Source organism: Bacteroides sp. AR29, assembly GCF_900217715.1.
In the GTDB taxonomy this organism is placed as follows: Bacteria; Bacteroidota; Bacteroidia; order Bacteroidales; family Bacteroidaceae; genus Bacteroides; species Bacteroides uniformis.
Window position 1 is genome coordinate 78,797 of the sequence record NZ_OBMS01000014.1, and the last position, 24,098, is coordinate 102,894.

Below are 24,098 nucleotides of genomic sequence, written 5' to 3' on the forward strand. Positions count from 1 at the left end.
AATAATCCTTTTATCTTTGCTTGTGTAACAAAAAACAAAAACACTATGAAAAGCAAGGTGAAGCTATTAGGAACTTTGGCAATTAGTGCCATTTCGTTTTTAAGCTATGTTCAAATTAGTCATTCGGAAAAGCTAGATGATTTGCTATTGGAAAATATAGAGGCATTGGCTGCTGGTGAGAGTGGGGATGATAGCAAATGTTTTGGGAGTGGTTCAATAGTTTGTCCTTTAACAAATCAAGGAGTAGCTCATGTGCAAATTTATTATAGCCTGCCTCATTAGCCTATCCGCACTGTCCTTTTCCTCTTGTACACAGAAAAAAGTAGCAACTTCTGTTGCCTACATGGATTTTCCGCAAACAATCGAGCTGAAAGCGAGGGTACAGCCATTGGACACCGCTTTGTTCCGTTATCCGTTCCGCGTTCGGGTGCAGGGTGATAAGGCTGTGGTAATGGATTTGCATGGCACGGACTACTTTTGCCATGTTTTCCACTATCCGGGTTTCCGCTATTTTGCTTCGTTCGGCAAGCGGGGCGAGGCTCCCGAAGAGATGCTTTCTGCTGAAAATATCCGATGGCATGGTCAATCTCTGTGGGGACTTGATGCTGGTAAGTCCGTATTGACCAAGTATGATTTTACTTCGTCGGGTTGCTCAATCGTTCCTCAGAAAGTGATAAATATGGATGCTGACATGCTTCGCGTTTTAGACTTTGTGATGGTTGACGACTTTACCTTCATTGTTCCGGACGGATCTGGCAGTAGCCGCTTTTGCTGGGTAAACTATCAAGGGAAATTATTGCGCAGAACCGGTCAAATACCGTCAGCCAACGCGGAGGCTTTACAGAATGCCCGTCCTGCATTGGCTCAGGCATGGCGTAGCTTCATCGACTATAATCCCCGAAATGGAGTGCTGGCAGCAGTTACCCAGTTGGGCGAAGTACTTGAAGTCTTTAATTTGAAAGATAGTACGCATGTGGTACGCATTGGTCCGCACGGTGAACCGGAGTTTAAGATTTCTCAGGGTTATGGTATTCCTACGGGTATCATGGGATTTAGCGATGTCCAAGTGGCAGACAGTGCTATCTATGCGGTTTTTCATGGGCGCTCTTTTAAGGAAATTGCGCAAAATGTACAGCAAGGTGTCTATTTGCCGGATGGAGGACGGTATATCTATGTTTTTAGTCTGACCGGCGAACCTCTCTGCAGGTATGTGTTAGATCATTATGTTTATGGCATATCGGTAGATGAACAAAAAGGAATAATCTTGGCAACGGATGTGAATAAAGATGATCCGATAATAGAGTATAGTATGAAATAAAGTAAACTATAATATGGATGGAGAGGAACGGACGGTTCACGTTTGGTTGGTGCATCTCGTACCGTCCGTTCCATAACCCACCAAGAAAGGAGGTCGAGGCAAAGATAGTAATTTGAATTGAAAACAGAGTGTGTTTTCTGCCATTTCGATAGGTATGGCAAGAAAAGAGTTCTCCAAGATTTTTATATCTTGATTCTGGTACGCAAGCATTATGCTTGTGGTAAATGATAAAAAAAGAATAATCTTATACTAATAAAACTGAAGAGTAGTATGAAGAAAATGATTAAGATAGCTTTTGTTGCAGCATTTGCAGCGATTGCAGGATATGGAGTTTATGCAAATCAGAAAACAGATGTTATGTCTGATTTGGCATTGGCTAATATAGAAGCATTAGCAGATGGTGGTGAAGGTTCTGGTGATTGTTATGGTTGTGCTATATATGCAATTGGTATCTGTAAAGATTGGGGATGGGGTGGATGTAAAGGACAATCGCTTATACACTATGTTTAATTAATAAATATAAATCAAGAAATAGTATGAAAAAAATATTAATATTGTTTGTTGTTCTGTTTTCTTTAATCAGTGTAGAAAGATTGCATACTGTAGAAGATACTGAGCAGATATGTGAGTTGCTGTTAAAGAATGTAGATGCTATGGCGTCTGGTGCAGAGATTATAATAGGTCCATTTTGTATTCAAACAGATCGTACATGTTTTGTAGATTATGATGGCTTTTTTGTAAGAGGGTATCGTCAGTATTTCTAGTAATTCATTTTATTGGATAAATACAGAAAGTAATTCAGGAGAACTCTTCTTTGTTATTCAAAATAAAAGACAACGAAGAAGAGAATTCTCTTGATTATATGTTAATATACTAATATTTTTTTATTCTTTATTATGAAATATTTATTGGTTCTAATTTTAGTAGTTTCATTTTCATCATGTACAAATTATGATGAAAAAATGAGAAAATTTGATGCTTCATTTACAAAGATGCGTAAAATTACTTCTGCGAATGTCTTAAATCATGAATTAATTTTAGGGAGACCATATATTATTCATTATGCTGATTCATCGGTTGTTATCTATGATGATATAAATGATAGTATATTTACATTAATAGATTTAAGAGATAATAATTCTGTATATCATTTTGGAAAAAGAGGGGAAGGTAATAATGAATTCCTTCAGGTTTTTTCTTTGTGCTCTTTGTATGGAGATTCGTTAATTGGGGTATATGATGTTTATAAGCGGAACCTAGTGGAAATGAATCTACGGCAAATTAAACAAGGAAACATTCAATTTCCAGTGTTGATGCAGGATAGTCTGATGAGCTTAAATATATGCCCAACTCAATATGATACATATTTAGGATTAGGGTTTTATGAAAATAATATGTTTAGTCTTACTGGTAAGCATATTGGAAGTAGGTATTACTACGAGTATCCTTATCGTGATAAACAAGAAAAAGAAGTTAAAAATCGTTTAAGAGGAATGGCTTATCAAGGAACGTTATCTTCTAATAAATCATTGAATCGATTTGTCTTTGCTATAGGGTCAGCACCTATATTTTCATTGTATTCTGTAAATAAAGATAATATAGATAAATCATTTGAATTTGTAGGAGGATACCCTGAATATAAAACAGAAGATACAGGTACAACTAGGTCGGCCCCAATGAGTGTAGCTAATAAAATGGCTTTTATTAAAGCTTATGCTACAGAGAAGTATGTTTATCTACTGTATTCAGGAAATAGTTATAAGGAAGTTGGTGTAAAGGCTTTTAATGGAAAAATTATTTATCAGCTAGCTTGGGATGCCACTCCTATATGTAAGTTTGTCTTAGATTTTCCAATTATGAATTTTTGTGTATCAGATTCAGATGATACAATATATGCTTTAATGGATAAAGAGGAAGTAGAATTGGTTAAATATTCGTTGAATTTGTAGTTATGAATCGTATTTTATATATTTCTCTGTCAGTTATACTATTTATTTCTTGTGGAAATAAGGATCGAGAAATACTCGTAAAGTTAATGCAAGAGTGGAAAGGACGTGAAATATTGTATCCTAATGATATGCATTTTTTTATGCAAGGTCGAGATACTTTGAATGCAGATTCCATATGTATGTATAAGATAATAACCTATATAGATTCGATAGGTTGTATGAGTTGTAAATTGGGTTTATCACAATGGCAAGATTTTGCAGTAAATGTTGATTCTATATTTCCGAATACTGTGCATTTTCAGTTTGTTTTTCAGCCATATAAGCTTAATGAAATACGGCTTTTGTTAAAGAGAGAACGGTTTAATCATTCGGTATATATAGATAAAAATAATAAGTTTAATAAATTGAATAAATTTCCTTCTAATATGAATTTTCAAACTTTTTTGTTAGATAGAAATAATAGGGTTATTGCTATTGGTAATCCAATTTATAATCCTAAAGTGAAAGAACTCTATCTGAAGATTATTAAAGGTGAGAAGATAGAACGAAGAGATGAAAGTAAAGTGATAAAAACAGAAGTGGATGCCAGCAATATATCTGTTTCGCTGGGTCGTTTTGATTGGCAGGAGGAACAAAAAGCAACTTTTATATTGAAGAATGTGGGTGACAAACCATTGGTTATACAAGATGTTGCCACTTCTTGTGGTTGTACTACCGTAGCTTATTCAAAGGAACCGGCATTACCGGGTAAGGAAATAGCTTTGGAAGTGGTTTATAAAGCCGAACATCCGGAGCACTTCGACAAGACGATAACGGTATATTGCAATACAGAAAATTCTCCGTTGGTTTTGAAGATTAGTGGGGATGCAAAATAACTGATTGATGGGATGAAGGAGCGGCTGCAATTGAAAAAATGGTTGAATGGAATAACAAACGTATTATTCTGTCTGTGCCTGCTTGTTGTGATACTGATAGTATTGCAGGTGTTTGTGGTGACCTCCTTCAAGATACCGTCGGACTCGATGGAACCGTCGTTGCTGGCGGGTGATTGTATTCTGGTGGATAAATGTTCGGGTGGAGCACGCCTATTCAATGTGCTTGATGCCGTGGAGAAAAAGGAGGTGAAGATACAACGTATGTCCGGATGGAGAAATTATCAGCGGAATGATGTGTTGGTGTTCAATTTTCCTTATCCGGGCAGGTGGGACAGCATTGCGCTGGACGTGATGTTGTATTACGTGAAGCGCTGTATCGCCATGCCGGGGGATACGTTGGAGATAAGGAATACGCATTATCGTGTGTCCGGATTTGATGGTATCGCAGGAAATGTGCAGGCGCAGGAGGAATTGGATGAATTGATATCTTCGGGAATGACGGAGGAGCGGGGCCTTGTTCTTAAGAGCTTTCCCGATGGTGGCTGTAATGGGTGGACTATCAGCGAGTTTGGGCCTCTTTATATACCGGCCAAAGGCAGCGTGGTAGGAATGAATCCGGAAACACGGTTGCTGTATCGGAACGTGATAGAGTGGGAACAGAAAAAGAAACTGACATTGCATGGAGATTCGGTTCTGCTGGGGGACAGTGTGATACACAATTACCGCTTCTGTGAGAACTATTATTTCGTTTCGGGTGACAAGATGGTGAATTCAAAAGATTCCCGCTACTGGGGATTACTGCCGGAACCATTTATAGTGGGAAGGGCATGGCTGGTATGGAAGTCCGTCAGCCCGAATACTGGAAAAATGAGATGGAAACGTATCTTTAAAAGAATAGACTAAGATGAAAGTTCTGTTTAAATTGCTCTGGATATTATTGATTGCCGGGATATTGGAGGCTTGCAATGCTTCCGGCAGATTGGAGTACGCACTGGAGTGTGCTGCAACCAACAAAGGCGAACTGGAAAAGGTACTGGAATATTATAAAGATGAGCCTGAAAAATATAAAGCCGCTTGTTTCTTGATAGAAAATATGCCTTATCACTATGCCCTTGAAGGTGAAGAACTGGATTCTTTGAAAACAGTGCTGGCTTCGGCAGATGCTTATGGGGTGATGCTGAAGGATACTGCCGTACCGGATTGGGATTATTATACCCCTTCCGGATTGCAGAGAAAACCGGATGTACTGAATATAAGGGCTGAATTCTTGATAAATAACATTGATTTGGCTTTTGATGGTTGGAAAAAGCGTCCGTGGAATGCTTCCCTTTCTTTTGCAGATTTCTGTGAATGGCTGCTTCCCTATCGTATCGGAAATGAGACTCCGGACAACTGGCGGCAGATATACCATGACCGTTATTCCTTTTTGCTGGACGAGGTTTATACGGGTATCGATGTAGTGGAGGCGATTAGCGTAGTTTGGGAGTATTTGCAGAAGGAAGACCCTTACCGGTTTACATGGGTCTTTAACTATCCGCATTTGGGAGGAGAGTACCTGCTGCATAATCGTATCGGCAAGTGTCAGGATGCTTGTGATTTTATGATTTATGTGATGCGGGCCATCGGCGTCCCGGTAGCCTATGATTTCTATACTTTCAATGCGGAAACACGGAAAGGGCATGTGTGGAATGTGGTGAGGGATGTAACGGGTGTCTGCCTTCCTTTTACTTTCCCTTCCCGGAAGCCGGAACGGGGAAGTTTCTATATTGACAGTCGGCGCCCGAGCGTGGTTTACCGCCGGTGTTTTGGCAGACAATGGGACATGGATGGCGATTTTATGCGGAACCGGTCCGTACCGGCTGCTTTTAAGGATGTGTTTGCAAGAAAAGTGTCGGATAATTATTTTGATTCGAATCTGGAACTGCCGGTAGAAGGGATGGACGGGAATTATGTTTATGTGGGGTTGTTCAGTGCTTATGGGTGGCGGGGAATAGATTTTACTAAGGTAGAAAGTGGAAAAGCGCTTTTCAGGAATTTGGCTTCGAGGCAGGTTTATATATTGTTGGCATTCGCAAACGGGCAGTATCGCCCTATTGGAAATCCTTTTTATTTTGATGGCAAGGATATACATCCTTATGTTGCAGATACCTCCAAGTGCTATTCTGCTGAATTGTATCGGAAATACCCTCTTTCGGAACGTATCAGGAATTATATGGGAGGGATAAAAGACGGGCATTTTGAGGCGGCTTGTGATAAGGATTTTAAAAATGCGGAGTTATTGTGTACTGTGAAAGATACGCCCGGCATCAATTATAATCACGTTATTCTTGAGAAACCGGTAAGGGGTCGCTATGCCCGTTTTTGTTCTTCGGCAGAGGGATATGCGGAAGTTGCCGAAATGCATTTTTATAAAGGAGAGGAAGAGATTGTCCCTATAGACAGTTGGGGAGATGCTCCAGCCACAGCAAATACTTTTGCCTATCAGGTCTATGATAATGAACCGTTGTCGTATTTCATTTCATCAAAACCCGGTGCAAGTGTAACGGTGGATTTTGGAAAGGTTGTTACTATAGACAATTTTATGTATATGCCCCGTAACGATGATAACTTTGTCAGGATAGGGGATTATTATGAACTCTTCTATTGGGGAGAGGGCTGTTGGAACTCATTGGGGAAGAAAATTGCCGAAAAACCTTTTCTACCATATGACGGGATACCATCGGGAGCTTTGCTCTATTTGCATGACAGTACCCGTGGAGAAGAAGAACTGATATTTCATATGGAAGCTGGTAAGCAGGTATTTGTATCGGATTGTAAGGATTGATTGGACTGCCTTTCAGATTGGAATAGAAAAAATGGAATAGTGATATGAAGCATTGGTGTGTATGGGTATGGTTTACAGCAGGTCTGTTTGTGGCTTGTTCTTCGGAAAATCAGTGGTTGGACACAGCTTTGAATCTTGCCGGTGATAACCGTGCGGAGTTGCAAAAGGTACTGGACCGTTACAAGGAAGAGGACGGTGACAAATATCGTGCTGCTTGTTTTCTGATAGAGAATATGCCTTTTCATGGTGCTTACGAGGGAAAGGCCTTGGAGAATTATAGGAAGTATTTCAGTGAATACGTTTCATTTCCTTATTCCAGGCATGTGCAAGAGTTGATTGATTCCTTGAAAAGAGCAGATGGAGAATTTTCTATAAATCAATTGACTTATAAGAGGGACATTATGACGGTGGATTCCGCTTTTTTGGTCAATCATATAGAATGGGCATTCAAAGTCTGGCGGGAGCAACCTTGGGGAAAGCATGTTGATTTTGATACTTTCTGCGAATATATATTGCCTTATAGAATAGGGGATGAGCCGCTTTCTCTCTGGCGCAAAGAAATTTATGAGTGCTATAGCCCGATTTTGGATGAATTCAGGAAGACAGATGAGGCTGATAATCCTAAGGTTGCCGCCCAGTTGTTGATGGATACGTTGCGGAAAGCGAACTACCGGAATACGGCTCTTTTTCCGGTGGGGCCTCATTTGGGACCGGATGTACTGAAATGGCATACGGGCAGTTGCCGAGAGTTTACGGATGCCATGATATATGTGTTGCGGGCATTGGGCATTCCGTGCGGAGTAGATAGGGTGATGGTATTGGGAGACAACAATGCCTCTCATTTCTGGAATTTTGTTTTGGATAAGGAAGGAAAGACATACATTGCAAATCTTCCTTATGAAGAAGTATGGAGCAAAGCGGAAGAATATAGCATTTCGAGGGGAAAAATGTACCGGGCAACCTATAGTATTGATAAGGAGGCGGTACGGAAACTGGGGAAATATTCCGATGTTTACCCGGCATTCCGACGTCCGTTCTTCCGCGATGTCACTGCACTTTATACCGGTAACAGGAATTGGACTGTAGCTCTTCCGGATTCTTTGCTTTCCGGACAGTTTCGTGAGGGGGATATGGTGTATTTGTGCCTTGCCAACAGACTACAATGGCAACCTATAGGATATACTTTCTTTAAAAAGCGGGAGGCTCGTTTTGAGGATGTGGGAGGCGGGGCGGTCTTTACGCTGGCTGCCTGGAACGGAAAGGAATACGCTGCAGTATCTTCTCCTTTTCTTCTGGAGCGTGAAACCGGAAAGATACGGTTCATTGTTCCGGAAGCTGAAAAGCAGGAATTGGTCTTGTATAGGAAGTGCCATCTTACTTTGAGTGTTCTTTTCAATGACCGGATGATTGGGGGAGTAGTGGAAGGAAGCGACCGGGCAGACTTTGGGCGAAAGGATACTCTACTTTTGATAAAGGAGGCTCCGTATCGGCTATATACTGTGGCCCGGTTGAAGTCTGATAAACCGTATCGGTATATGCGCTATAAGGGTGCTGACGGATGTTTCTGTAATATCTCGGAACTGGCTTTTTATGAGAATACGGAAGATACCATACCTCTATATGGGGAAATCATAGGTACTCCGGGAAGTTTTGAAGACAATACACATGAATATTTGAACGCATTTGACGGTAATCCGGATACTTCATTTGATTATATACATCCGGATGGAGGATGGACCGGGATGGACTTTGGAAGTCCCCATCGTGTGGAGAAGGTGGTGTATACTCCTCGTAATGAGGTGAATTTTATTTATAAAGGTAATTTGTATGAATTGTTTTATTGGGGTGGAGGAAAATGGAATTCTGTCGGGCGGCAAATGGCTGTGTCAGATTCTATTGTCTATTCAGGGTTTCAAGGTGCTTTATTTTATCTGAAGAATCACACAGCCGGTAAAGATGAACGGATTTTTGAATATAAAGACGGGAAACAAATCTTTTGGTGAATTATAGAATACTATTGAATATTTGATAGATAGAATGAATAATGTACGTAATCTATTGACTGGAAGTTTGGTCTACATTGCTTGTATAGTTTTATTGTCTTTGGCATGTAACGTTTCTTCCGGACTTCCTGCAGCTGATGTTATAGGGCAATGGCTCTATTTCGATAAAAGTGCATTGGTAGTTGCAGGATGTCTGTTGATGGCTGGATTGATGATGGAAAAAAGGTATTTTCTTTTTATACCGGTTTCGTGGGTATTGGTAATGCTGGGGGGCATTGAGGCTGTTTGGGGATTGAGGCAGCTTTATGGTTATGCTGTGTCCAACCATTCCTTGTATGTATTGACAGGTTCTTTCTTCAATCCGGGGCCTTATTCCGGCTATTTGGCCATGATACTTCCGGTCTGTCTGCATCAATGGCTGACCAAGAGGGGGGAGATTCTCTGCTCTGACCGGAATGACGGGAAAGGATGGAAAAAGGTGATGGATAAAGTTGGAGCTATGGTTGCCGGTGGCGTGATGCTGCTTATCTTTTGTGTGCTTCCGGCAGGAATGAGCCGTTCGGCATGGTTGGCGGCAGGAGTTTCCTGTCTGTGTGTATATGCTTGGCATATGGATTGGACGGATAAGTTCAGATTATTATGGCAGCAGCAAAGGCAGCGTGTGGTGATGGTAGTGGTCGGTGGATTCTGTGTCTTGCTATTGGCAGGCTATTTACTGTTTGTCTTGAAACCCGATTCTGCACGTGGCCGTCTTTTCATGTGGAAGATAACTTGTCGTGCCATTGCAGAAAAGCCGTTGACCGGATATGGGATTCATAATTTCGCAGCAGCCTACGGAAATGCGCAGGAAACTTATTTTGCAGCAGGTGATTATGAACCGTGGGAGGAACGTGTGGCGGGAAGTCCGGAATATGCATTCAATGAATATCTGCAGGCTGCGGTCGAACTGGGCATTCCTTTGGCTGTATGTCTATTGGTTGTGGTCGTGCTGTGTTTGTATAGGGGAGTCCGTAAAGGACGTTATGGTATCTGTGGGGCCATTCTTTCTTTGATGATATTCTCTTTTTCCTCCTATCCGCTACAACTTCCGGTATTTATCGTTACATTTGGAGGATTGCTTGTGGCGTGCTTGTCCGGTGCCGACCGTTGGCAATGGTTGGGGCTGGCTGTATCAGTAGGCATCATTGGCGGTTTTCGCCTGAAGAATGACTTGCAAGTGGAGCAGGCCTGTCGGGAGTGGATGAATGCGCGGGTGCTGTATAATGCAGGTGCGTATCAATCGGCAGAGAAAGAGTACGGGCGCCTTTATCCTCTGTTGAGGGACCGGGCATCTTTCTTGTTCGAATATGGGCATGGATTGCACAAGCAGCAGCAGTTCAGTAAATCCAACCGTATTTTGAAAGAAGCTTTACAGCGTAGTTGTGACCCCATGATACTGAATGTGATAGGCAAAAACTATCAGCAGATGGGTGATTGCTTGTCAGCGGAAGACTGGTTTATCCGTTCCACCCATCGTTTGCCGGGACGTATTTATCCCTATTATCTGCTTGCGAAGCTTTATGCGGAACCAAGCTTCAGGCAACCGGACAAGTTTGAAAAAATGAAGTGGATGGTATTGACGAAAGAGCCGAAAGTGCATTCTACGGCAATACGACAGATGAGGGAGGAAATAAAAAAGATTCAGCTTATTTTTGTCCATATTAAAAAAGATGAATAAGAACGTAAAGCGTTAATAATGAGCGAACTAATTACTAAAGTGCTATGAAAAAAGTGTCCACATGCAAATATCGGTTCGTTTTTTTGAAACGATTAATTTTGTCAATTTATAATTGAGTATGAATATGAAGACACAGAACTATCGATACCTGCTATGCATGGCCGTTGCCCTGCTTGCCGCCTGCTCCGATGCCGGAAAGGGAAAAGAGTCCGAGGAAGGGGTGGCAACCGTCCTGCCAAGTGAAAGCAATGAAGTGACCGTGAAAGTCCTGAAGCGGGCGACCTTTGAGCATGAACTGGTGAGCAACGGAAAAGTAACCGCCGGTGCCATGGCGGATTTGCGTTTTGAGACCACCGGTGTAGTGGCACACATCTACGTGAAGAACGGTGACCCGGTGCGCAAAGGGCAGAAACTTGCCGAACTGGATAAGTTCCGTCTGAAGAACAAGACCGCGCAAGCCAAGGATGCTCTGGACAAAGCGGAACTTGAGCTGCAGGACGTATTGATAGGGCAAGGCTATCCGGTGGGTGATACTTCCAAAATTCCTGCCGACATCATGAAGCTGGCACGAGTAAAGAGCGGTTACGACCAAAGTCTCTCCCAGTACGAACTCGCCGCCTATGAAGAAGAGCATGCTACGCTGGTTGCCCCCTTCGACGGCGTGGTGGCGAACCTCTTTTCCAAGCCCTTTAACGAGGCAAGCACTTCGGAATCTTTCTGCTCCATCATTGGCACTCAGAGCATGGAAGTGGACTTTACGGTACTGGAAAGTGAACTCCCCCTGATAAAGAGTGGCGACAAGGTGATTGTCACCCCTTACTCGGATGCCGCTTCCAAACAAGAGGGCCGCATCACCCAAATCAATCCTCTGGTAGATGATAAGGGAATGGTGAAAGTAAAGGCATCCGTCAATGGCAGGGGACGTCTGTTTAGCGGCATGAATGTGAGGGTAAATGTACACCGTTCTCTGGACAGTCAGCTCGTGATACCCAAAAGTGCCGTCGTACTGCGTTCGGGTAAGCAAGTCGTCTTTACCCTGAAAGACGGAAAGGCGCAGTGGAACTATGTGCAGACCGGACTGGAGAATGCGGAAAGCTACAGCATGGCCGACGATGCCCTGAAAGAAGGCGATACGGTCATCGTGACGGGAAATGTGAATTTGGCACATGAGGCGCCGGTGAAGGTGGTGGAAAATTGAAAGATGAAAATTGAAAGTTGAAAATTCATAATTCACAATTTAAATTCATAATTGAAAATTGATAAAGTTTTTGATACAGCGGCCTATTGCCGTACTGATGGCATTTACAGCATGCTTCATTGTCGGGCTGGTGACTTACTTCACCTTGCCGGTATCCTTGCTGCCCGATATTGCCATCCCGGAAATTACAGTGCAGGTGTCGGCGCAGAATACCTCGGCGCGTGAATTAGAGAATACGGTGGTGAAACCTCTGCGGCAGCAGCTCATCCAGGTGGCGAAACTGAAGGACATGGACAGCGAGACGCGCGATGGTGCAGGCATCATCCGCCTGGGCTTCGACTTCGGTACGAATACCGACCTTGCCTTCATAGAAGTGAACGAGAAGATTGACGCCGCCATGAACTATCTGCCCAAGGATGCCGAACGCCCGAAGGTGATAAAGGCAAGTGCGACGGACATTCCTGTCTTCTACCTCAATCTGACCCTAAAAAGCGACAGTGCATACGGCAAGGTGGACGAACGCGCGTTTCTTGATTTGTGCGAGTTTGCCGAAAATGTCATAAAGCGTCGCATCGAGCAGTTGGCGGAAGTGGCAATGGTGGATGTCACGGGTTTGGTCGAACGCCAGTTACAGATTGTGCCCGACCCGGATAAGCTTGCTGTGTTGGGGCTCTCCATTGAAGACATAGAAAACGTGCTGGCGCAAAACAACGTGGAGCCGGGCAGCATGACTGTGCGCGACGGCTACTACGAATACAACATTAAGTTCTCCACCCTGCTGCGGACAGAGGAGGACGTGAAGGGCATCCTGCTGCGAAAGGAAGGACGTATCATCCGCTTGGGAGACTTCTGCCGGGTAGAGATTGTTCCTGCCAAGGAGAAAGGTGTCTCCATGAGCAATGGCAAGCGTGCCGTTACCCTTGCCGTCATCAAGCAGGCGGACGAGAATATGGAAGACATGAAGCTTGCCATCAACAGCACGATGGACTACTTCAAGAAAGTATATCCCGACATTGATTTTAGCATCAGCCGTAACCAGACGGAGTTGCTGGACTATACCATCTCCAATCTTCAGCAAAATTTGTCGTTGGGTTTCCTGTTCATCTGCATTGTGGCGGTACTCTTCTTGGGGGATGTCAAGTCGCCGTTCATCATCGGCCTGAGCATGGTGGTGTCCATTGTAATCTGTTTCTTGTTCTTCTATCTGTTCAGGATGTCGCTCAATATAATTTCTCTGTCCGGATTGATTCTGGCGTTGGGTATGATGATTGACAGCAGCATCATTGTCACGGAAAATATTTCGCAGTACCGCGAACGGGGTTATTCGTTGAGGCGGGCTTGCGTGGCGGGTACGGGTGAGGTGGTGACGCCGATGCTGAGCTCATCCCTGACCACGGTTGCCGTGTTTGTGCCGCTGATATTTATGAGCGGCATTGCGGGAGCGCTTTTCTATGACCAGGCATTCTCTGTTACGGTGGGGCTGCTGGTTTCCTACTTCACGGGTATCATGCTGCTGCCGGTCCTCTATATGCTGGTCTACCGGACGGGGTTGCGCGGCAGGTCGTGGTTCTCCCGCATCCGCATCAACAATCCGTTGAAGGAACATACGCTGGACCGTTTTTATGATGTGGGCATCGACTGGGTATTTTCCCATAAGACGGTAAGTATCATATTCTGTGTGGTTTCTATTCCTCTTTGTGTCTTTCTGTTTTATTCCATAGCCAAGGAGCGTATGCCGCAGATAGACCAGAATGAACTGATAGTCCACGTGGAATGGAACGAAAATATACATGTGGACGAGAACCGGCATCGTGTGAATGTGCTGTTCGGACAGTTGTTGGACAAGACTGTGGAACAGACGGCTGCCATAGGCCAGCAGGACTATCTGCTGAACCGTGAGCAGGCTCTCTCTTCTTCGGAGGCAGAATTGTATTTCAAGACTTCCTCGCCTGACGGGATTGCTCCCTTGCAGAAGCAGGCGGGCGAGTGGTTGATGCGGGAATATCCGTTGGCGACAGTCTCCTTTTCTCCACCCGAAACCGTGTTCGAGAAGCTTTTCGTGACCGGGGAGGCCGATGTGGTGGCGGAACTTTATGCCCGTAACAAGGAGAAGGCGCCGGCGGCGGAAGAATTGCGCGGACTGGAACAACAGTTTGCGGAGCTTACGGGGACAGCGCCCGTAGGTATCGCTTTCGAGAACCAGCTTGACATAAGCATCCTGCAGGAAAGGCTGTTGCTCTATGACGTTTCGTATGACGAGCTTTACCGTACGCTGCGGACGGTATTCAAGGAGAACAGCGTAGCTATGCTCCATTCCTACCAGCAATACCTGCCTATCAGCATTGTGGGCGAGGAGCGGACAGTGAATGAGGTGCTGCAGCAGACATTGATACAGACCCGTCCGGACAGTAAGGGCGAAGTGGAGCATATTCCGCTTCGGGAGCTGGTAAAGGTGCGTCCGGCCGAGGATTTGAAAACGATTACGGCAGGACGCAACGGTGAATATATACCGTTCCGTTTCTATGAAGTGGACGATGCTCCGGAGTTGATGGAAAAGGTGAAGCGGGAGGCAGATGCCACGGGTGACTGGGATACGGCCTTCTCCGGCAGTTTCTTCTCCAACCGCCAGATGCTGGACGAGTTGGTGGTGATTCTTTTCATCTCTATCCTGCTGATGTATTTCATTCTTGCCGCCCAGTTCGAAAGCTTCGTGCAGCCGCTCATCGTGCTGCTGGAAATTCCGATAGATGTGGCGTTTGCCCTGCTTCTGTTGTGGATATGCGGGCATACCTTGAACCTGATGTCTGCCATCGGACTGATAGTGACGTGCGGTATCATCATCAACGACTCCATCCTAAAGCTGGATGCCATTAATGAATTACGGAGGGCTGGTATGCCGTTGCTCGAGGCCATCCACGAGGCGGGGCGCAGAAGGCTCCGGCCCATCATCATGACATCGCTCACCACCATTTTCGCTATGGTTCCGCTGCTGTTCTCGTTCGACATGGGCTCGGAGCTGCAGAAGCCGCTTTCCATAGCGATGATTGGGGCGATGTTCGTGGGGACACTGGTCAGTCTGTTCATCATCCCGTTGATATATTGGTTTATTTATAGAAAAGAAAGAGCATGAAGAAATTAAGTCTTATACTTTTGTTCAGTCTGGGAGCCTTTTCCGCTTTTGCCCAACAGCGGATAACGCTCGATTTGCAGCAGACCATTGCCCTGGCGAATGACAGTTCGCTGGAAGCCTTCCGCACCAAGAACATGTATCTGGCCGGTTATTGGGAATACCGCACCTATAAGGCAAACCGCCTTCCCAGCCTGACGCTGAACATGACTCCGGCACAGTACAACCGCGATATCACCAAGCGTTACGACTCCGAACAGGACCTTGACATCTATCGCAGCCAGCAATCCTTCTATGCATACGGCAATCTTGCCGTCAGACAGAATTTCGACTTGACGGGCGGTACGTTCTATCTGGATACGGAGCTGGGCTATATGCGGAGCTTCGGTGGAAACAAGTATACCCAGTTCACCAGTGTTCCGGTTCGTTTGGGCTACTCGCAGAGTCTGGTCGGTTACAATCCTTTCCGTTGGGAACGCAGGATTGAGCCGCTGAAGTACGAAAAGGTGAAGAAGGAGTATATTTACAATGCAGAGCGAGTATCCGAGCAGGCCACGACCTATTTCTTTGCGCTTGCCATGGCACAGGCGGAATATGACTTGGCCAAGGACAATGCCGTCTCCACCGATACCCTCTACCGCATCGGCATGCAGCGCTTGAAAATAGCCGCCATCAGCCGTGCCGACCTGCTGACGCTGAAACTCGACGTGGTGAACGCCCGCAATACTTTGCAGAATGCCGCCAGTGCCTTGAAGCGCGCCATGTTTTCGTTGGCATCTTTCCTGAATATGGAGAAGAACACGGATATCAGGGTGTCGCTTCCGGGACGTCCGAGGGCGCTGACCATACCGGTTGATGAGGCTTTGCTGGCCGCTCAAGCCAACAATCCGGAATTTCTGGGGCTTCGTCAGGAAGTGCTGGAAGCCGAGCAGACAGTAGACAAGACGAAGAAGGAATCGCGCTTCAACGCCAGCATCAACGCCAGCGTCGGCTTCAACCAGGTGGCGGAGAAATTCGGTGAAGCATACAGGCATCCCATGCAGCAGGAGATGGTGTCGGTCAGTGTCTCCATTCCACTGGTGGACTGGGGCGTGAGGAAAGGCAAATACAACATGGCGAGGAACAATCTGAACGTGGTGAAGACTTCTGCCAGGCAAAGTGAAATCAGCATTGAGGAGGAGGTTATCATGACCGTCAGCGACTTCAACGTCCAGCAAGCCCTCGTCGCCAGTGCCGAAGAGGCCCTCGACCTTGCCATCCTGGCGTATAACGAAACCCGCCAGCGCTTCATTATCGGCAAGGCAGACATCAACAGCCTGACCCTCTCGCTGAACCGCCAGCAGGAAGCGCAACGCAATTACATCTCCGCCTTGCAGGACTACTGGCTGAATTATTACAAGATACGGAAACTGACGTTGCACGACTTTGCCAGCGGATTTTCGCTGTCGGAAAAATTTGATTATAATAACTGATGAAACGAGTTTCTTCCTTCACCGTCATAGTGGCGTTTGTCTGCCTTGCTTTGGTAGGGGTGGCGTTGATACCGCTGCTCCCCGTCAAGCTGAATCCGTCACGCAGCCTGCCCGGCTTCACGGTGGGTTTCAGCATGCCTGGCACTTCGTCGCGGGTGGTGGAGATGGAAGTGACCAGCAAGCTGGAATCCATGCTGGCGCGTATCCGCGGAGTGAAGCGGCTGAACTCCACTTCGGGCAACGGCTACGGCAACATTACTGTGGAGCTGGACAAGCATGCCGATGTCGAGGCAGTCCGCTTCGAAGCTTCCACCATCATCCGGCAGACGTGGCCCCAATTGCCCGAAGGTGTCAGCTATCCCACCATTCACATGAAAGTGCCCGACGAGAACGCCTCACGCCCTTTCATGTCCTTCACACTGAATGCCCCTTCCACTCCGATATTGATTCAGCAGTATGCCGAGGAGCATATCAAGCCGCGGCTGGCAAATATTCCGGGTATCTATAAGGTGGAACTCAGCGGTGCCACGCCCATGGAGTGGAGACTGGAATATGACAGTGAACAGTTGCGCTTGCTGGGTGTGACCCTATCGGACATCAGCGAGGCAGTACAGCGGCATTACCGGAAGGAATTTCTGGGTACGCACAATGTGGATACAGGTAACGGTAGCCGGGAATGGATACGCCTGGCACTGGTGCCGGAGAGCAACTCCCTTGGTTTTAATCCTGCTGCCATCACCGTGACGGCTACCGACGGGAAACTGCTCCGCTTGGACGAACTGGTGTCGGCTGTCCGTATGGAGGAGGAGCCGCAAAGCTATTACCGCATCAATGGGCTGAATTCCGTCTATCTATCCATTACTGCGGAAGAAACTGCCAACCAGTTGCAACTGAACCGTGCCGTGATGGACGAGATGGAAGCTGTTCGGCAGGTACTTCCTGTCGGATATGAAGTGCATACCAGCTATGATGCGACCGAGTACATACGGGAAGAACTGGACAAGATTTACTTCCGTACCGGTTTGACGGTACTCATCCTGCTTGTATTTGTATGGCTCATTACTCGTAAGTTGAAATATCTTTTTCTGATAGTTACCAGCCTGGCTGTAAATATAGCGGTGGCACTTATCTTCTACTACCTCTTCGGACTTGAGATGCAGCTTTATTCGCTGGCGGGTATCACTGTCTCGCTGAATCTGGTGATAGACAGCACCATTGTCATGACCGACCACATTCTGCATCGGCGTAATCTCAAGGCCTTCCTGTCGGTGTTGGCGGCAACCCTCACTACGATGGGTGCGCTTGTTATCATTTTCTTCCTTGACGAGAAGATACGGCTCAACCTGCAGGACTTTGCAGCGGTAGTGATCATCAATCTGGCTGTTTCCTTGATGGTGGCGTTGTTCTTTGTTCCGTCGATGATTGAGAAGATAGGACTGGTGAGGCGGATTACGGGGAAGAAGAGGCGTCTTGTCTTGCCGGGGCTGACGCAAACATTCAAAACAAGGTTGGGACGGATTTTCAGACGTTTCCCCGTTTATTTCTCCTGCTGCTATTCTGCTCTCATCCGTTTTCTGTGCCGTTGGCGCTGGGCTGTATGCCTGCTGTTACTGTTGGGTTTCGGTCTGCCCGTTTTTCTGTTGCCCGACAAACTGGAAGGAGGGGGAAAATGGGAAGCTGCTTACAATAAGGTATTCGGTTCGGATACCTATAAGGAGTCGGTGAAACCCATTGTGGACAAGGCGCTGGGCGGCAGCTTGCGGCTTTTCATACAGAAGGTGTACGAAGGCAGTTACTTCACCCGTAATGAGGAGGTGGTGCTCTATGCCAACGCCAACCTTCCCAATGGCAGCACCCTCGAGCAGATGAACACTTTGATGAAACGTATGGAGACCTACCTCAGCCGGTTCAAGGAAATCAGGCAGTTTCATACTTCCATCTACAGCCCCCGGCGTGCCAGTATGCAGATTTATTTCAAGAAGGAAGCCCGGAACAGCGGTTTTCCCTATACACTGAAAGCCAATATGATAAGCAAGGCACTGGAACTGGGAGGCGGCAGCTGGGGCATCTACGGATTGCAGGACCAGGGGTTCAGTAATGACGTCCGCGAGAGTGCCGGCTCCTACCGCATCAGGATGTACGGCTACAACTACGACGAACTCTATGAGTGGGCGGAGAAGCTGAAGGCCAAGCTGCTGACGCACCGGCGTATCAAGGAAGTGCTCATCAATTCGGAGTTCTCCTGGTGGAAGGATGACTATCAGGAATTCTACTTCAACCTGAACAAGGAGCGCATGGCGCAAGAGGGCATCGACGCGCAAGTGCTTTTCTCTGCGGTGCGCCCCATCTTTGGCAAGAATCTGGAGATTGGTTCGGTAGCGGCCGAGCAGGGGATGGAGAAAATCAAGCTCTCTTCCCGCCAGTCTGCCGAATATGACATCTGGGCGATGCAGTTCTTCCCCTATGGAGTAGGAAACGGCAAGCATTACAAGCTTTCCGAACTGACTACTGTGGAAAAGGGACAGATGCCGCAGGAGATTGCCAAAGAAAACCAGCAGTACCGCCTCTGCCTGCAATACGAATATATCGGCTCCAATGAGATGGGCAACAAGATACAGAAACGTGACCTGGAGGAGTTCAACAAACTGTTGCCGATGGGTTATACAGCCGAGTCGGACAGCAACAGTTGGTCATGGGGCGAGAAGGACAACCGCCAATACCTGCTTCTGCTGGTGGTGATAGCCATCATCTTCTTTACGACCAGCGTTCTGTTCAACTCCCTGAAGCAGCCGCTTGCCATCATCTTTGTGATTCCGGTTTCTTATATCGGGGTATTTCTTACTTTCTATTGGTTCCGGCTGAACTTCGACCAGGGCGGTTTTGCCTCGTTCGTCCTGCTGTGCGGCATCACGGTGAATGCCAGCATCTATGTCCTGAACGAGTACAACAGCATCCGACGTCGTTTCCCCCGTCTTTCCGCTCTTCGTGCCTACGTCAAGGCGTGGAATGCGAAGGTCGTTCCTATTTTCCTCACGGTAGTTTCTACCATTCTGGGATTTATCCCTTTCATGATAGGTGAGGACAAGGAGGCTTTCTGGTTTCCATTGGCGGCGGGTACCATTGGCGGACTGGTGATGTCCGTCATCGGTATCTTCTTTTTCCTGCCGGTTTTTGTGCTGAAACAGCGTGATTTTCTTAGGAAATGATTACTTTTGCTCGATTTTGTTACCTGAATGGATACTTGAATTTTAAATATGGAAAGTGCGGAGTACTCTTTGGATGAGTTATTATGTCAGTCTCTTCTGTTGTTTCGTCAGTATCGGTTTTATGATGCTCCAGAATGTGGAGAAAAGGCATTCCGGATATTGGAGGAAGCCCATGTATGGATGGGGCGTACGCAAGAGTGTGTGGATATGGCGAAATGGGGGTGCGTGATAGAGTGTCTTGCGCAGAAATACTACATAGAAGATGATACGGATGCGATTCTGGAAGAAATTGATGCTGCCTTGGTTGCGCATTGGAAGAGGATAGAGAAAATCCATGCAGAAGTCACCACCGTTTATTTATGGCTGGGGTACTATTTCCTGCTACGTTTCAGAAACCGGGAATCCCGTTCCCATTCCCGTTGTAAACAGATAATGTCCAGCTTGTTGTGTGCTTTGGTCGAAATCTTCCGTAAGGTGGAGAAGGGGGGAGCCCCGACAGAAGTCTTGTCACATCTTTCGGTAGATGTTTGGGGAGAGACCGTCTGCTGGATGGAGCAGGTACATGATTCCCGTCTTTGCGAGAAGCAGTCGTCAGCTTTGCTGGCACAACTCTATAACCTGAAAAGTGTGGAGTTGGAAAAAGGTCTGGGAAAGCAGGATGCTTTGCTCCAGCAGATTCTGGAGTTTTATTGCTTTTAAGGGAAAATTATCTCTGCTTAGTTTTATCATTTCTGCTTCCACACTTCCACCTACTTCCTGCATCCCTTTATTCATCGGCATTACAAGTGCTGTGGAAGCAACTCAAAAAGGTGGAAGCAACTTTTGCTTCCACAGCGGAAATACGCCGAAAAGTAAGTTAATATCTTGTTTGTTAGTGTATTAATAGAATGTACAGCATTTTGCAAATATCTTGTTTACACGATATGCGTTTCGTGTAAACACGGTATTAACTTCGTAAAAGACCGTTTACCGATAGACTGCAGCTGGGCTCATAATAGGAATAAGATAGGTGCACAGTATGGGGAAACTATGAGTATAATAGGTGTTCAACGGTTATGAAGCACCTTGTTGACGGTCGTTAGTCGAGTGGTTGACGGCCGTTGGCAGAGCGCATCACGGCCGATAGGCGCTGATAACTCCGTACAGAAAATGGAAAGGAAGCCTATGTAAGGGGAAACAAGCTCTGAGCTATTTGTTTTGTTTGTCACATTTATCTTGTTTTTGTACATTGTTGAAGCGGTTTTTTGTATCTTTGAAGGGAGAGGCCGTAAAAAAGCTTATTCTCATCCAAAGTTTAATTATATATACATGGATTATGAAGCGATGTATAGTACTGTTCATAACATTCTGCTGTGCAGTTGTTTCTAATGCGCAGACAAATGGCATTGTGACTGATGGGGAAAAAGGATTGCCGTTGGCTGGTGTGAATATTTATCTCCAAAAGGATTCTGTGTATACGCAATGATAATCTGGTAAAGAACATGTTCATATGAAAAAACTGTTATATCTTGGGCTTTTGTCCGTTTGTGTACTGTTAGGTTCTTGCGTAGAGAAGAACGTATCCAATGTTTTTGATAAGGTAGAGAGGTATATGGATGTATATCCTGACAGTGCATTGCTGCTGTTGGAGCAAATTCCTCATCCGGAGGAGCTTCGTGGGAAGTAGCGGGCGGACTATGCATTGCTGCTAACGCAAGCACGTGATAAAAACTATCTGGATAGTTTGCAGTCGGATTCGTTGATAAAAATTGCGGTAGATTATTATAAGGATGATGGTGTAAAAGCAGGAAAGGCATTGTTTTATTATGGTAAAGTGGCAGCTTTGCAAGATAATGATACATTGGCTATACAAGCTTATTTGAGCGCTTTGGCTAAATTGGAGAAGACGGAAGAATATAAGTTGCAGGGATTTGTACATGAATATATCGGTGTTTTGAATACGGACAGAAAGCTATATAAAGATGCTCTCGACAATTATCAAAGTTCAGCGTATTGTTTTCAAAAGGCTGTTGATACTTTAGGAGTTATATATGTTTATCGGGATATTGCTCGTATTTATTATGTAGAACAGAAATATGACAGTGTTTATAATTACATTAATCGTGCTTTGTCCTTGTGTGAGAAAAAGAAAGGATGTATCAGTTTTGAACGGGTAATCCCTTCTTTATTACAAGTAAAAGGGATTGCCAAAAGAAATGAAGGGGATTTGGGAGATGCAATAGCCCTGTTGAAAACTGCGGTAGAGACTGAACAAGATAGGCATTCTATGCATCACTGTTCAATGTCATTGGGGAATATTTATTTGAATCTAAATAAGTTGGATGAGGCTGGAAGATGTTTCGCTTTAGCTTTGAATTCTGAAAATCCTCGTACTCTGGCGGGTGCATATCACTATTTGTATCTGTTGGAAAAGAAACAGAAAAAGTATGCAATGGCTCTCTATTTCAAAGAAAAGTCTGATTCGTTGTTAGTCATTGAACGGGATGCTAAACAAACATCTCAAATTTTGACTTTGCAACGTAAATATGAAAGAGGAAAACTTCTTTTAGAAAAGCAACAGGTTGAACGTGAAAAGCAAATACAGCTTTATTTTTGGATAGCAGTAGTCTTGTTTATTATACTGCTATGCATTGTTTTGTATTTTCTTTTGAGAAAGAGATATGAAGGACTGTTCCGGAAGAATATGCAAATAATAGAAGAAAATGAGTGCATGATTAAACGATATGTTTATGAACTTGATGTGTTGAAACAAAGGGCAGGTGAGATGGCAGAAACAAATAGAGAGAAGATTGCTAAATTGAACCAAAAGATTTTGCTATTGGAGAGTGAGAATAAAAAAATAAGTGAAAATGTATGTGTAAATGGCGTTTATCTCTTGGAACAATTGAAGAAGGAAAAGCTGATTGTGAAGAATATGACCAACCAGGAGAAAGAACAACTCCTTGAATATATAGATTTAATATATGGTAATTTTATTTCTCGGTTAAAGAAAGATTTTAAATTAACTAGTGGCAACTTGATGTTGTTGGCTTTGCTTAAAGTCGGTTTCACTTCCAGTGAATTGATGTTCACTTTTGACTGTGAGATGAATTCCATTTTTACGAAGAAACGGAGGTTGAGGGGAATCTTAAGTTTGGATACAAATGATAAATTGGAAGAATTTGTAGCTCTTTACTAGAATAATCGCTTGATTTTCGTCCACTAATTTAGAAATGTTTTTACTGTCATCTTATTGGTGTATAGAGTATTGACTTGTCTTGTGTTGTCCACTCGTATTTTCTCTAAGAAGTGATTGAATGGCTATCTTTGTAACATTCAAAACTAAAGATACTATGAAATCATTTTTTATTTTGTTAAGTTTATACTACTTTCTTGTAGTAAATGTAGTAAGTGCAGATTCAGTTACTTTTCCTTCGAGAGTAGAAATCGTCATGGATGAGGATTTTGATTTACCGGGTGGTCCGGGGAATGCTCATCGTTCTATTCCTTCAGCTACTCCTTTTTTAGCATTTTTGAATGATGACCATTCCATTGATTTGGAATTCTATCAATCGATAGGTGAAGTGGAAATTGCAATTTCTCAGAATGGGAATGTTGTTTACTCCTCTGCTGAGAATATAGACTCTCCTATATTATGAGAATATAGACTCTCCTATATTAAGAAAAGTACAGTTACAGCAAGGTTTAGGTGGTGATTTTTTACTTGAGATAAAGGGCGCGGATGGGGCTTATGCATTCGGTAGATTTACTGTTCATTGATTTGATAATGAATATATAACACTATGAAACAAATCTCATTTTGCATCACTTGCATGAACCGGCTTATTATCGACGAAGTCATAGTGGGAATATGGTTTTTAGGTTAGCGAGTCGGTATGTAATCTGGATGCAGATAATTATCTGGGGGAAAGGCTTTGCAGAGTTCGTGATGAAGAAGTTTGAGAATGAAGAAAATATATTCTATATCAGTACTCTTTGTAAACGTGATGTTTTTGGACGAATATGTTTGAAGAAGCGAGGCTTTATTGCAATGAAAGGTTATAATGAGGCTTTGGTAGGCTATGGATTTGAGGATGCAGAATTTTATGATGGTCTGGAGTCGTAATCAGGATATGAAGTCGGGTGAAACTTGTTCGTTTTTAGCTAAAGAAAAGATTGTATAACGCTTCTTTTTAGTAAGAAGCATAATAATTATTTACGTATGAAAAAAAAATTGTAGTGTATGTCTTGATGGCTTTTATAGCTCTATTTTTAATATTTAGATTCGTGTCTATATCAAATAACATAAGTCTGCAAAGAGGAATTGTTAGAAGTGTATCTGCTACAGAGCATAATGATATTGTAATAGAGTTGGAGAATGATTCTTTTTATTATATAAATAGAGGTATGGAAAGTGAAATAAATTATGA

The 24,098-nt window shown here is 44.6% G+C and carries 19 protein-coding genes; all 19 read left to right on the forward strand.

What is annotated here, in order from left to right; genetic code table 11:
- The first annotated feature begins 45 nt into the window (after positions 1 to 45).
- The 19 genes from CSD97_RS10705 to CSD97_RS10805 all read left to right on the forward strand — a co-directional run bounded on the left by CSD97_RS10705 (position 46) and on the right by CSD97_RS10805 (position 23,794).
- Positions 46 to 282 (forward strand): NVEALA domain-containing protein, encoded by a 237-nt coding sequence (locus CSD97_RS10705; protein ID WP_005835266.1) that lies wholly within the window; start codon positions 46 to 48, stop codon positions 280 to 282.
- Complete coding sequence (locus CSD97_RS10710; protein WP_009037140.1) at positions 251 to 1,318, forward strand: BF3164 family lipoprotein; 1,068 nt, start codon at positions 251 to 253, stop codon at positions 1,316 to 1,318. The genes CSD97_RS10705 and CSD97_RS10710 overlap by 32 nt, the downstream gene beginning before the upstream one ends.
- Positions 1,319 to 1,588: 270 nt before the next feature.
- Positions 1,589 to 1,828 carry an NVEALA domain-containing protein gene (locus tag CSD97_RS10715; protein WP_005835269.1) on the forward strand — a complete coding sequence of 80 codons (240 nt, stop codon included), beginning with the start codon at positions 1,589 to 1,591 and terminating at the stop codon, positions 1,826 to 1,828.
- A 26-nt stretch (positions 1,829 to 1,854) separates the two neighbouring features.
- Positions 1,855 to 2,082 (forward strand): hypothetical protein, encoded by a 228-nt coding sequence (locus CSD97_RS10720; RefSeq protein WP_008665591.1) that lies wholly within the window; start codon positions 1,855 to 1,857, stop codon positions 2,080 to 2,082.
- A gap of 198 nt (positions 2,083 to 2,280) precedes the next feature.
- Positions 2,281 to 3,267 (forward strand): BF3164 family lipoprotein, encoded by a 987-nt coding sequence (locus CSD97_RS10725; RefSeq protein WP_225982649.1) that lies wholly within the window; start codon positions 2,281 to 2,283, stop codon positions 3,265 to 3,267.
- Positions 3,268 to 3,269: 2 nt separating this feature from the next.
- Positions 3,270 to 4,142, forward strand: coding sequence for a DUF1573 domain-containing protein (locus CSD97_RS10730; RefSeq protein WP_034523106.1), 873 nt, complete (start codon positions 3,270 to 3,272; stop codon positions 4,140 to 4,142).
- 12 nt (positions 4,143 to 4,154) lie between these two features.
- Positions 4,155 to 5,045 carry a signal peptidase I gene (lepB, locus tag CSD97_RS10735; RefSeq protein ID WP_005835276.1) on the forward strand — a complete coding sequence of 297 codons (891 nt, stop codon included), beginning with the start codon at positions 4,155 to 4,157 and terminating at the stop codon, positions 5,043 to 5,045.
- A gap of 1 nt (position 5,046) precedes the next feature.
- The gene (locus tag CSD97_RS10740) at positions 5,047 to 6,966 is read left to right on the forward strand and encodes a hypothetical protein (RefSeq protein ID WP_005835278.1); all 1,920 of its coding nucleotides are present in this window, start codon (positions 5,047 to 5,049) and stop codon (positions 6,964 to 6,966) included.
- 44 nt (positions 6,967 to 7,010) lie between these two features.
- Positions 7,011 to 8,969: a transglutaminase domain-containing protein gene (locus CSD97_RS10745; protein ID WP_098032378.1), complete on the forward strand. Its 1,959-nt coding sequence runs from the start codon at positions 7,011 to 7,013 to the stop codon at positions 8,967 to 8,969.
- A 34-nt stretch (positions 8,970 to 9,003) separates the two neighbouring features.
- On the forward strand, positions 9,004 to 10,686 hold the full coding sequence (locus tag CSD97_RS10750; protein ID WP_098032379.1) for an O-antigen ligase family protein: 1,683 nt from the start codon (positions 9,004 to 9,006) through the stop codon (positions 10,684 to 10,686).
- A gap of 124 nt (positions 10,687 to 10,810) precedes the next feature.
- The gene (locus tag CSD97_RS10755; protein WP_022402360.1) at positions 10,811 to 11,884 is read left to right on the forward strand and encodes an efflux RND transporter periplasmic adaptor subunit; all 1,074 of its coding nucleotides are present in this window, start codon (positions 10,811 to 10,813) and stop codon (positions 11,882 to 11,884) included.
- A 58-nt stretch (positions 11,885 to 11,942) separates the two neighbouring features.
- Entirely contained in the window at positions 11,943 to 15,014 is a 3,072-nt protein-coding gene (locus CSD97_RS10760; RefSeq protein WP_057097220.1) for an efflux RND transporter permease subunit, read from the forward strand.
- Entirely contained in the window at positions 15,011 to 16,483 is a 1,473-nt protein-coding gene (locus tag CSD97_RS10765; RefSeq protein ID WP_005835284.1) for a TolC family protein, read from the forward strand. Before CSD97_RS10760 ends, CSD97_RS10765 begins: the two co-directional genes overlap by 4 nt.
- Positions 16,483 to 19,689 (forward strand): efflux RND transporter permease subunit, encoded by a 3,207-nt coding sequence (locus CSD97_RS10770; protein WP_057256520.1) that lies wholly within the window; start codon positions 16,483 to 16,485, stop codon positions 19,687 to 19,689. Before CSD97_RS10765 ends, CSD97_RS10770 begins: the two co-directional genes overlap by 1 nt.
- A 48-nt stretch (positions 19,690 to 19,737) precedes the next feature.
- Positions 19,738 to 20,388 (forward strand): hypothetical protein, encoded by a 651-nt coding sequence (locus CSD97_RS10775; RefSeq protein ID WP_008665573.1) that lies wholly within the window; start codon positions 19,738 to 19,740, stop codon positions 20,386 to 20,388.
- 790 nt (positions 20,389 to 21,178) lie between these two features.
- Complete coding sequence (locus tag CSD97_RS19085) at positions 21,179 to 21,355, forward strand: hypothetical protein (RefSeq protein ID WP_016272559.1); 177 nt, start codon at positions 21,179 to 21,181, stop codon at positions 21,353 to 21,355.
- Positions 21,356 to 21,427: 72 nt separating this feature from the next.
- Positions 21,428 to 22,867 carry a hypothetical protein gene (locus CSD97_RS10795; RefSeq protein WP_229076145.1) on the forward strand — a complete coding sequence of 480 codons (1,440 nt, stop codon included), beginning with the start codon at positions 21,428 to 21,430 and terminating at the stop codon, positions 22,865 to 22,867.
- Between the two features lie 118 nt (positions 22,868 to 22,985).
- Positions 22,986 to 23,327 carry a DUF3244 domain-containing protein gene (locus CSD97_RS10800; RefSeq protein ID WP_225982651.1) on the forward strand — a complete coding sequence of 114 codons (342 nt, stop codon included), beginning with the start codon at positions 22,986 to 22,988 and terminating at the stop codon, positions 23,325 to 23,327.
- Between the two features lie 248 nt (positions 23,328 to 23,575).
- Complete coding sequence (locus CSD97_RS10805) at positions 23,576 to 23,794, forward strand: galactosyltransferase-related protein (protein WP_061411404.1); 219 nt, start codon at positions 23,576 to 23,578, stop codon at positions 23,792 to 23,794.
- The last annotated feature ends 304 nt before the right edge of the window (positions 23,795 to 24,098 follow it).